At 74.3% G+C, this 12,292-nt stretch carries 1 protein-coding gene; it reads left to right on the forward strand.

The annotated features are described in order from the left end of the window. Positions 1 to 6: 6 nt before the first annotated feature. Complete coding sequence (locus tag ACWY4P_RS01700) at positions 7 to 12,279, forward strand: SDR family NAD(P)-dependent oxidoreductase (protein WP_456208285.1); 12,273 nt, start codon at positions 7 to 9, stop codon at positions 12,277 to 12,279. Positions 12,280 to 12,292: the final 13 nt, after the last annotated feature.

The following is a 12,292-nucleotide window of genomic DNA, read 5'->3' on the forward strand; positions in this document are numbered from 1 at the left end:
CACCGAATGCTGGGCTCTGGTGACCGTGACACCGACGCGACTTTGCGGAGCCAGTGGGACGAACTGAGGGAGGACCAGCGGCGCGATCTCTTACGGCGCACCGTGACCGGCCTCGCCGCCGAGATCCTGGAGCGGACCGGCGGCGTCATGGAAGCGGGACGTCCTTTTCGCGCCGCGGGCTTCGCCCGCTCCCATGAACGCCGTCTGCGGGAGCGGCTCGCCGCCGCAACGGGGCTGACGCTGCCGGAGACGATCCTCTTCGACTACCCCACCCCCAAGGCGCTCGCCACCCACCTGTACGAGCTGATGAGCGGCGGCACCGCGGAGGCCGTGGCCCCGCAACAGGCCATCGCCGCCGACGACGAGCCGATCGCGATCGTCGGCATGGCCGCGCGCTTCCCGGGCGGGGTGCGCTCGCCGGAGGACCTGTGGCGGCTGGTGGCCTCCGGCCAGGACGCGATCGGACCGTTCCCCACCGACCGGGGATGGGATGCGGAGGCGCTCTTCGACCCGGATCCCGGCCACGCGGGCACCTACTACCAGCGGGAAGCGGGCTTCCTCGCCGACGCCGACAAGTTCGACCCCGGCCTGTTCGGCATCAGCCCCCGCGAGGCGCTTGCCATCGGCCCACAGCACCGGCTGCTGCTGGAGACGGCGTGGGAGGGCATCGAACGTGCGGGGATCGACCCCGACTCCCTCCAGGGCAGCAGGACCGGCGTCTTCATCGGGGCCGTCGGCATGGACTACGGCCCCAGGCTCCACGAGGCGCCCGCCTCGATGGAGGGCTATCTGCTGATGGGCACCACACCCAGCGCCTTCGCCGGCCGCATCGCCTACACCCTGGGCCTGGAAGGCCCCACCATCAGCGTCGACACGGCCTGCTCCTCCTCTCTGGTCGCGTTGCACTACGCGGCCCAGTCCCTGCGCCAGGGCGAATGCACCCTCGCCCTGACCGGCGGCGTCATGGTGTTCGCCACTCCCGGCATGTTCATCGAGTTCAGCCGCAAGCGGGCGCTGGCCCCCGACGGCCGGTGCAAGGCCTTCGGCAGTGACGCGAACGGCTTCGGCCTCTCCGAAGGTGCCGGAATGGTCCTCCTGGAGCGGCTGTCGGACGCCCGGCGCAACGGCCACCGGGTACTCGCGGTCGTACGCGGCTCCGCCATCAACCAGGACGGCGCCTCCAACGGCTTCACCGCCCCCAACGGCCCGTCGCAGCAGCGGGTGATCCGGCAGGCGCTGGCGAACGCGGGAGTGTCGTCGGCCGAGGTGGATGTCGTCGAGGCGCACGGTACGGGTACGCGGTTGGGTGACCCGATCGAGGCCCAGGCACTGCTCGCCGCCTACGGGCAGGGGCGTACGGAGGATCGGCCGCTGTGGCTGGGCTCGTTGAAGTCCAACATCGGACACGCCCAGGCAGCCTCCGGTGTCGCGGGCGTGATCAAGATGGTGATGGCACTGCAACACGGCGAGTTGCCGCGCACGTTGCATGTGGGGCAGCCGTCGGGCGAAGTGGACTGGTCAGCGGGTGCGGTGTCACTGCTGACCGAGCACCGTGCGTGGCCCGAGGTGGACCGGCCCCGCCGGGCGGGGGTGTCGTCGTTCGGCGCAAGTGGCACCAACGCCCACGTCATCCTCGAACAGGCACCGGAGACGCAGGCCGACCTGTCTGTCACGGCTGCCGTGCCGGGAGCGGTGCCATGGCTGATATCGGGCCGCGGCGAAGGCAGCGTACGAGGCCAGGCCGCACGGCTACGGGACTGGCTGAGCGCGCGGAGAGACGTCGATACGGCCGCGGTCGGTCACGCACTGGCCACCCGCCGCGCCGCGCTCGACACCCGGGCAGCGGTCGTGGCCGAAGACCGCCAAGGCTTCCTGACCGGGCTGAAGGCACTGGCATCCGGCAGTCCGGCGGCCGGGGTGGTGCGCGGCACAGTGGTGCCGGGCGCCGATCGGGTGGTGTTCGTCTTCCCCGGCCAGGGCTCGCAATGGGCACGCATGGGGCTGGAGCTGGCCGAGACCAGCGAGGTGTTCGCGGGGCGCCTGGCAGAGTGCGAGCAGGCACTCTCGCAGTTCGTGCCATGGTCACTGAGGGACGTACTGGCCGACGAAGAGGCCCTGTCCCGCGTGGACATCGTCCAGCCCGCACTATGGGCGACAATGGTGTCCTTGGCAGCCTGGTGGCAGGACCAGGGCATCACCCCCACCGCCGTGATCGGCCACTCCCAAGGAGAAATCGCCGCCGCCTGCGTAGCCGGAGCACTCACCCTCCACGACGCCGCACGAGTCGTGGCACTACGCAGCCACGCACTGCTGACCCTCGCCGGAGCGGGCGCCATGGCCACCCTCGCCACAGACACCAACACCGTGGCCGGACTGATCGAGGCATGGTCGGGGCAGGTGTCCATCGCCGCCGTCAACGGCCCCAACACCACCGTCATCTCCGGCGACCGGAACGCCCTCACACAGATCATGGCCGCAAGCGAAGAACAAGGGATCCGGGCACGCTGGATCGCGGTCGACTACGCCTCCCACAGCCCCCACGTCGATGCCGTACGCGACCAACTCCTTCAAACATTGGCTCCTATAGAGCCACGGCCCGGCGACATCCCCATCTGGTCCACCCTCGACGAACAACTCATCGACGGCTCCCAGATGAACGCCGAGTACTGGCACCGAAACCTCCGCCACCCCGTACACTTCGCCCCCACCATCACCACCGCGCTCGAAACCGGCCACGGCGCCTTCATCGAAATCAGCCCACACCCGGTACTCACCACCAGCATCCAGGAAACCACCGAAGCCCTCAACGCCCGCGCCGTGGTCACCGGATCCCTCCGCCGCGACCACGGCACCCGCACCCAACTGATGTACGCCCTCGCCGAACTCGCCACCCACGGCACCCTCATCAACTGGCACACCACCTACCACCACCCACACCACCCCTGGATCGACCTCCCCACCTACGCCTTCCAACACCAGCGCTACTGGCTGGACGCGAAGGCGGCGGGCTCCTCCGTCGTGCTGCCGGGTGGCACGGCCCGTTCACCGCGCCACCCGCTGCTGGCCACGGCCATGCCCCTGGCCGAGACCGGCGGGGTGATGCTCACCGGGCAGCTCTCCCTCGCTGCCCACGGCTGGCTGGCCGACCACGCCGTCCGGGGGACGGTGCTGCTGCCGGGCACGGCGTTCGTGGACCTGGCGATCCGGGCCGGGGACCAGGTCGGGTTCGGCCGGATCACCGAACTCACCCTGCACGAGCCACTGGTGCTCGCCGACCGGCGCGCCGTGGACCTCCAGGTCACCGTGGGCCCCGCGCAGGAAACCACCGCCGAGCGGACCATTGTCATCCACTCCCGGCCGCGGGACGCCGCGCCGGACCATCCCTGGGCGCGCCACGCCGACGGTGTGCTGGCGCAGGTCGTCGGCCCACCGGCGCTCGGCGAGCCGGCGTGGCCGCCGGCCGATGCCGCCCCCGCACCGCTCCAGGACCCGTACGCCGCGCTCGCCCAGCGGGGGTACGAATACGGCACCGCCTTCCGGGGCCTGCGGGCCATGTGGCGTCAGGGGGAGGACGTCCTGGCCGAGGTGGAACTGCCCGACGGCGCCGAGACGCCCGCCGCGGCGGTCGGCGACGAACACTTCGGCGTCCATCCGGCGCTGCTGGACGCGGCCCTGCACGCCACACTCATCGCCGACGAGTCCGACGGCACGGTCCGGCTGCCGTTCAGCTGGCAGGGAGTGACCCTGTACCGGGGGAACGCCCGGCGGCTGCGGGTGCGACTCACCCCGACCGGTCCGGACACCATGGCCGTGTTCGTCACCGACCCGGCCGGACTGCCCGTTGTCTCCGTGGAGAAGCTGACGCTGCGCCCCGCCGACCCGGCGCGGCTCGCCCGCGGCGACGCCGCCGGGCACCAGGACCTGTCCCGGCTCGTCTGGCAGCCGGTGCCCGCCCCCGGGGACGGCATCCGGCCGCTGACGTACGCCGATCCAGCGGAACTCCTGAACGAACTCGATGAACGGGACGAACTGAAGGGCGAGCGGACCCCGCACGCCGCGGTCGCGTTCCTCGGCACCGCCGCCACCAGCGACACCTCCGACGCCACCGCCACCGCCACCGCCGTCCACGGCACGGTGGCCCGCACCGTGACACTGCTCCAGCGCTGGCTGGCCGAGGACCGGCTGGCCGCGATCCCGCTGGTCATGGTCACGCGCGGCGCGGTGGCGGTCGACGGAGTCGCGCCCGACCTGGTGCAGGCGCCCCTGTGGGGCCTGGTGCGCACCGCGCAGACCGAGCACCCGGACCGGATCGTCCTGGTCGACCTCGATGACCGAACTGACCCGCCCGACTCACCTGACCCGGCCGGCCCAGCCGGCCGGGCCGACCCGTGGCGGGACATCGCGGTGGCGTTGGCCAGCGATGAACCGCAGGTGGCGGTGCGCGCCGGGGAAGTCCGCGTGCCCCGCCTGGTCCGCGGACGCCGCGCGGGGCTGCTCGCCCCGCCGGCGGGTGAGCGGTGCTGGCGGCTGGACACGCCCGCCCCGGGCACCGTGGAAAACCTGGCGTTGGTACCGGCTCCCGAGGCGGCCGAACCCTTGGCGCTCGGTGAGGTGCGGATCGGTGTGCGCGCGGCCGGTCTCAACTTCCGCGACGTCCTGGTGGCGCTCGACTTGTACCCGGGTGAGGCCCGGATCGGGGGCGAAGGGGCGGGCGTGGTGCTGGAGGTGGCCCCGGATGTGCCCGGTCTGCGTCCGGGCGACCGGGTCCTGGGCCTGTTCGACGGCGCGTTCGGCCCGGTGGCCCGCGCCGACCACCGGCTGGTGGCGCGCATACCGGACGGCTGGTCGTTCGAGCAGGCGGCGGCGGTGCCCGCCGCGTTCGTCACCGCGTACTACGGGCTGGTCGACCTCGGCGGGCTGGGCGAGGGGGCCGGGCAGCCGGTGGTGCTGGTGCACTCGGCGGCGGGCGGCGTCGGCATGGCGGCCGTGCAGCTCGCCCGGCATCTGGGCGCTACGGTGCTGGCCACCGCCCACCCCGCGAAGTGGGACGCGCTGCGGGCCCACGGCCTGGCCGACCATCACCTCGCCTCCTCCCGTACCACGGAGTTCGAGCAGCGGTTCCTGGAGGTCACCGAGGGGCGCGGCGCGGATGTCGTGCTGAACTCCCTGGCGGGCGAGTTCATCGACGCCACCTTGCGCCTGCTCCCCCGCGGCGGCCGGTTCGTGGAGATGGGCAAGTCCGATCCGCGGGACGCCGGGCAGGTGGCCGCCGCCCACCCCGGGGTGCGCTACCGCGCCTTCGACCTCGCGGAGGCCGGGCCGGAGCGGCTGCGGGAGATCCTGGCCGAGGTCCTGCGCCTGTTCGCACGGGGAGTGTTGCACCCCCTCCCGGCGCGCGGCTGGGACATCCGCCGGGCTGCGGAGGCGTTCCGCCATGTGAGCCAGGCCCGGCATATCGGCAAGGTCGTGTTCACCGTGCCACCGACGCTCGACCCGGGCGGTACGGCCCTGATCACTGGCGGCACCGGCACGCTGGGCGGCGCTGTCGCCCGCCATCTGGTGGCCGCGCACGGAGTGCGCCACCTCGTCCTCCTCAGCAGACAAGGCCCCGACGCGCCGGGCGCGGCCGCGCTCCGGGAGGAGCTGACCGCGGCGGGCGCGGGGGTCACCGTCGCCGCCTGCGACGCGGCGGACCGCGCGGACCTGCGGCGCGTACTGGAGGCCATCCCGGCCGACCGACCGCTGACGGCAGTGGTGCACGCGGCCGGCGCGCTGGCGGACGCGCCGCTGGAGACGCTGACCCCCGGGCACTTCGACGCGGTGCTGCGGCCCAAGGTGGACGCGGCGCTGAATCTGCACGAGCTGACCGCCGCTCACGATCCGGCGGTGTTTGTCCTGTTCTCCTCGATCGCCGGGCTCTGCGGCACCCCGGGGCAGGCCAACTACGCCGCCGCCAACACCTTCCTCGACGCCCTGGCCGAGCACCGCCGGGCCGCCGGGCAGGCGGGCCTGTCCCTGGCCTGGGGCCTGTGGGAGGAGCGCAGCGCCCTGACCGCGCACCTGGACGAGGGCGACCTGGCCCGGTTGAGCCGGGGTACGGGCATCGTGCCGCTTCCCGCGAAGGACGCACTGGACCTGTTCGATCTGGCTCTCCGGCAGGGCGAGCCGCTGCTCGCCCCCGTACGGCTGAGGCCGCCGGCCGGCGCCGCGGCGGACGGCCGGTCCCTCCCACCGGTGCTCCGCGGGCTCGTCGGCCCGGCCGCCCGGCCCGCGGCCTCCGCCGCCGGTCCCGCCGGTCCCGTCCGTCCCGCCGGGAGCGGCGCGCCGGCCGGCCGGCTGGCCGCGCTCGCCCCGCAGGAGCGCCGCCGGGCGCTGACCGAACTGGTCCGGGGCGAGGCGGCCGTGGTGCTCGGGCACCCCTCGGCGGACGCCGTGGACCCCGACGCCACCTTCGCCAGCCTCGGCGCCGACTCCCTCACCGCCGTCGAGCTGCGGAACCGCCTGTCGGCCGCGTGCGGCCTGCGGCTGTCCACCACCGTGGTGTTCGACCACCCCACCCCGGCCGCGCTGGCCGGGCATCTGCTCACCGAGATGTCCGGCACGCCGGAGGACACAGCAGCCCCCTCCCCGGCCTTCTCCCCTGCCGTCGCCTCCGCCGCGGGCCCGGCGTCCGTGGGCGCCGACCCGGTGGCCATCGTCGCGATGAGCTGCCGCTTCCCCGGTGGAGTCCGCTCCCCGGAGGAGTTGTGGCAGCTCATCTCACAAGGGCGGGACGCCCTCTCCGACTTCCCCGCCGACCGGGGCTGGGATCTCGACGCTCTGTACGACCCGACCCCCGGCCGCCCTGGCCGCAGTTATGTGCGCAGGGGCGGGTTCCTGTACGACGCGGCCGAGTTCGACGCCGAGTTCTTCGGCATCTCGCCACGCGAGGCGCTGGCCATGGACCCGCAGCAGCGGCTGCTGTTGGAGACCGCCTGGGAGGCGGTGGAGCGGGCCGGGATCACCCCGGTGTCCCTGCGCGGCAGCAGGACCGGGGTCTTCGTCGGCCTGCTGCCCACCCGGTACGGGCACGGCGGCGCCCCCGCCAACGCGGAAGGCTATCTGGGGACCGGTTCGGCGATCAGCGTTGCCTCCGGGCGTATCGCCTACACCCTCGGGCTGGAGGGCGCGGCCGTCTCCGTGGACACCGCCTGCTCCTCCTCCCTCACCGCGCTGCACCTGGCCTGCCAGGCGCTGCGGCAGGGCGAGTGCGACATGGCCCTGACCGGCGGCGTGACCGTGATGCCCACCCCGGACACCTTCCTGGAGTTCTCCCGGCAGCAGGGGCTGGCGCCGGACGGCCGGTGCAAGGCCTTCTCCGCCACCGCCGACGGCACCGCGTTCTCCGAGGGCGTCGGGATGCTGGTGCTGGAGCGGCTGTCGGACGCCCGGCGCAACGGCCACCGCGTGCTGGCCGTCGTACGCGGCTCCGCCGTCAACCAGGACGGCGCGTCCAACGGCCTCACCGCCCCCAACGGCCCATCCCAGCAGCGGGTCATCCGCGAGGCCCTGGCCGCGGCCGGTCTGTCAGCCGCCGACATCGACGCCGTCGAGGCGCACGGCACCGGCACCCGGCTGGGCGACCCGATCGAGGCGCAGGCGCTGCTGGCCACCTACGGCCGGGAGCACACCGAGGACCGGCCGCTGTGGCTCGGCTCGGTGAAGTCCAACATCGGCCATGCCCAGGCCGCCGCCGGCGTCGCCGGGGTGATGAAGATGGTGCTGGCCATGCGGCACGGGCAGCTGCCCCCGACCCTCCACGTCAGCGAACCCTCCCGGCACATCGACTGGTCGGCGGGCTCGGTCAGCCTGGTGACCGCGTCGACGCCGTGGCCGGAGACCGGCGCCCCCAAGCGGTGCGGCGTCTCCGCCTTCGGGATCAGCGGCACCAACGCGCACGTCGTCCTCGAAGCCGCCCCCGCCACCACCCCTGCCGACACCGACGACGACGCCGATGCCGACACCGGCGTGGCATCGCCCGCCGGGGAAGCGGCCGCTGCCGGGGCGCCGCGGCCGTGGCTGCTGTCCGCGCACTCCGACTCGGCGCTGCGCGATCAGGCGCGGCTGCTCCTCGAACGGCTCGGGCAGGATCCGGCCCCCGCCTCCGACGACGTGGCCTACTCCCTGCTCACCACCCGAGCCACCTTCCCGCACCGGGCGGCGGTCACCTCCCCGGACCCCGCCGAGCGCCTCCGCTGCCTGGCGGCGCTGGCCGCCGGGCAGCACCACCCGGGCCTGGTACGGGGGGTGGCCGGTGGCACCGATCCCAAGATCGTGCTGGTCTTCCCCGGACAGGGCGGGCAGTGGCCTCGGATGGCCCGCGGCCTGCTGGCTTCCTCCCCGGTCTTCGCCGAGCGCCTCCAGGAGTGCGCCGCCGCGCTCGCCCCGTACGTGGACTGGTCCTTGATGGACGTACTGCGGCAGGCGCCCGGCGCGCCGTCCCTGGACCGGATCGACGTGGTGCAGCCCGCCCTGTTCGCGACGATGGTTTCGCTGGCCGCCACCTGGCGCTCGTACGGCGTGGAACCGGCCGCGGTGGTCGGCCACTCCCAGGGCGAGATCGCCGCGGCACACATCGCGGAGATCCTCTCCCTCTCCGACGCGGCGAAGATCATCGCGCTCCGCTCCAAGCTATTCGCCGAGGAGCTGGCCGGCACGGGCGCGGTGGCCTCCGTGGCCCTGCCGGTCCAGCGGGTACGCGAACGCCTGACCCGGTGGGCCGGCCGGCTGGACGTCGCCGGCGTCAACGCGCCCAGCCTGACCGCCGTCGCCGGCGAGATGGAGGCCCTGCGCGAGCTGGTGGCCGACGTCAAGGCGGAGGGCGTGCGCGCCCGGATCGTCGCGGCGACACCACCGTCGCACTCCTTCCTCGTCGAGCGGCTGCGCGACCGGCTGGCCGCCCCGCTCACCTCGCTGACCCCCAAGAACGGAGCCATCCCCTTCTACTCCACCGTCACCTCGGACGTCGTCGCCGGGGAGCGGCTGAACGCCGACTACTGGTACGCCAACATGCGGCAGCCGGTCGAGTTCGAGGCGGCCGTGCGGCAGCTGCTGGCCGACGGGCACCGCCTGTTCGTCGAGTGCGGCCCGCATCCCACGCTCGGCACGGCCATCGAGGAGATCGTCGCGGAGTCGGGCGACGACGCGGCGGTCCTGGAGTCGCTGCGCCGCGACGAGGGCGACTTCGCCACGCTGCTGCGGTCGCTCGCCACCGCCCAGGTCCATGGCGCCACACTGGACGCGAAGGCCCTGTTCTCCGGGGTGTCCGCACACCCGGCCGAGCTGCCCACCTACCCCTTCCAGCGCACCCGCTACTGGCTCGACGCGCCCGGCGCCACCGCGCCCGCCGCCGCCCGGACGGGCCTGCGCGACGTCGGGCACCCGCTGCTGGGCACGGCCGTGGACCTGGCCGACGACCGCGGCGCGGTGTTCACCGGACGGCTGTCGCTCTCCGACCACCCCTGGCTGGCCGACCACGCCTTGGGCGACACGGTGCTGCTGCCGGGCGCGGCGTTCGTGGAGCTGGCACTGCGCGCCGGCCACGAGACCGGCTGCGGTCGGCTGGCCGAACTCACCTTGGAGGCACCGCTGGTCATCCCGGACGACGGTGGCGTCGGCGGCGTCGTCGTCCAGGTGAACGTCGGCCCCGCCCAGGACGGCGGCCGGCGCGAGGTCACCATCTCCGCCCGGCCCGAGGGGCGGCACGACACCCCATGGACCCGCCACGCCACCGGCGCGCTCGACACCTCCCCCGCCGCCGGGCGGGACGACGCCGGCCCGGCCGCCACGTGGCCGCCCGCGGGCGCGCGGGAGGTCGGCACCGCCGACTTCTACGCCCGGTTCGCCGGGCTCGGCTACCGCTACGGGACCGCGTTCCAGGGCGTACGCGCCGTGTGGCGCGACGGCGACACCGTGTACGCCGAGGTGCGGCTGCCGGAACCGGCCGGGGACGGCGGCGCCTTCGGCCTCCACCCGGCGCTGCTGGACGCCGCCCTCCAGGCCGGCGGCCTGCCCATGGCCGAGGAGATGGCGGGGCAGCCGGGCAGTGCCGGTGGGCGGCGGATGCCGTTCTCCTGGCAGGACGTGACCCTCAGCGCCTCGGGGGCCACCGAAGCCCGCGTGGAGATCACCCCGGCCGGGGAGCACGGCATGGCGGTACGGATCACCGATCCGGCGGGCCGCCCGGTCCTGTCCGTCGGCACGCTGGAAGTGCGCCCGGTCTCCGCCGAACAGCTGCGCGCCGCCCGCTCCCACCACCAGCGGTCGCTGTTCCAGGTCGACTGGACCGCGCCGTCGGCACCCACCGCCCCGCCCGCCGGCGAGCCGCGCTACGTGTGGCTGGGTGAAACCGGCGGCGACCACACCGAGTGGCTCGGCTCCCCGGGGCGGCCCGCCCCCGCCTATCCCGACCTGCCCGCACTCACCGCGGCGCTGGGGGCGGGCGGACTCCCCGCCGACACGGTGGCGGTGTTCCGGCCGCACCGGCCGGGCGACGCCGCCGCCATCGGCGAGCCTGATTCCGTACGCGAGGCGGCCGCCGCCCGGGAGACCACCCGGCGCATGCTGGAACTGCTGCGGCAGTGGCTGGCCGACGAGCGGCTGCTCAACGCCCGCCTGCTGATCCTCACCCACGGCGCCGTGCAGGTCGCCGAGGGCGAGAAACCACACCTGACGCAGGCGCCGCTGTGGGGCCTGATCCGCTCCGCACAGGCCGAACACCCCGGTCGGCTGGTCCTGGTGGACACCGACGACTCGGCCGCCTCGCGGGAGGCGCTGCGTACGGCACCGGCCACCGGGGAATCACAGCTCGCGTTGCGCGGCGGCGCGGTGCTGGTGCCCCGCCTGGCCAGGGCCGCCACCACGACTGCGATCGGCACGGACACCGCCATCGGCATCGGCATCGGCACCGTGCTCATCACCGGCGGCACCGGGGCCCTGGGCCGTGTGGTCGCCCGGCACCTGGTCACCGAGCACGGCGTCCGCCATCTGCGGCTGGCCGGCCGCAGCGGCGCGGCCGCGCCCGGAATGGCGGAGTTCACCGCCGAACTGTCGGGGTTGGGCGCCACCGTCACCGTCGCCGCCTGCGACACCTCCGACCGGGACGCACTGGCCGACCTACTGGCCACCGTGCCCGCCGACCACCCGCTGACGGCCGTGGTGCACACCGCCGCCGTCCTGGACGACGCGGTGGTCGACGCCCTCACCCCCGACCGGCTGGAGACGGTGCTGCGCCCGAAACTGGACGGCGCACTGCACCTGCACCACCTCACGGCGGGCCTGGATCTCTCCGCCTTCGTGCTGTTCTCCTCTTTCGCCGGAGTCATCGGCTCGGCCGGGCAGGCGAGCTACGCGGCCGCCAACACCTTCCTGGACGCACTCGCCGCCCACCGCCGCGCCGACGGCCTGCCCGGGCTCTCCCTCGCATGGGGGCTGTGGGCCGAACACAGTACGTGGACCGCCGCGCTCGGCCAGGTCGACCGGCAGCGCATGGCCGCCCTCGGCATGCTGCCGATGCCCACCCCCGACGCCCTGCGGCTGCTGGACGCCGCCCTGGCCACCCCGCGCGCCCTGCTGGTACCGACGGCCCTCGACCCGGCCCGTATCGACACCATGGGGCCCGCACCGGTACCCGCCCTGCTCACCGGCCTGGCGCATACCGCCAGGCGCCCCGCCCCGACGGCGGACACCGGACTGGTGCGGCGGCTGCGTACCGCCGCCCCCGACGAGCGCGACCGTCTGCTGCTGGACCTCGTCCGCACCCAGATCGCCGCGGTTCTCGGCTACCCGGACCCCGCCCGGATCGCCCCGGACCGGGGCGTGATGGACCTGGGGCTCGACTCCCTGACCGCCGTAGAACTGCGCAACCGGCTGGCCGCCGCGACTGGCGAGCGGGTTCCCGTCACCGTGCTCTTCAACCACTCCACCCCCAAGGCCCTGGCCGCCCACCTGGCCACCAGGCTCGCCCCGGCCTCTCCGGAACCGCGGGAACCGGACGTCGCCGGCGAACTGGACCGCCTCGTGGCGAGTCTGTCCCGGCTGGCCTCCGACGGCGCGGAACGGGCCACGGTCCGCAGGCGGCTGGAGTCCCTCCTGGCCGGGTGGAACGCGGCCGAGCAGCGGGCCGGTACGGAGCAGCCCGGTACGGGGCAGACCGGCGGGGACTCGGTGGCGGAACGGCTCGAGAACGCCACCGCCGACGAGGTCCTCGCCTTCCTCAAGGACGAGTTCGGCAAGTCCTGACCGGCCGCAGGAC

Source organism: Streptomyces sp. LZ34, from assembly GCF_053890475.1.

Bases quoted from the DNA above. Each gene is read 5' to 3' on its own strand.
- ACWY4P_RS01700 (WP_456208285.1), top strand. From the start codon at position 7: ATGCTGGGCTCTGGTGACCGTGACACCGACGCGACTTTGCGGAGCCAG.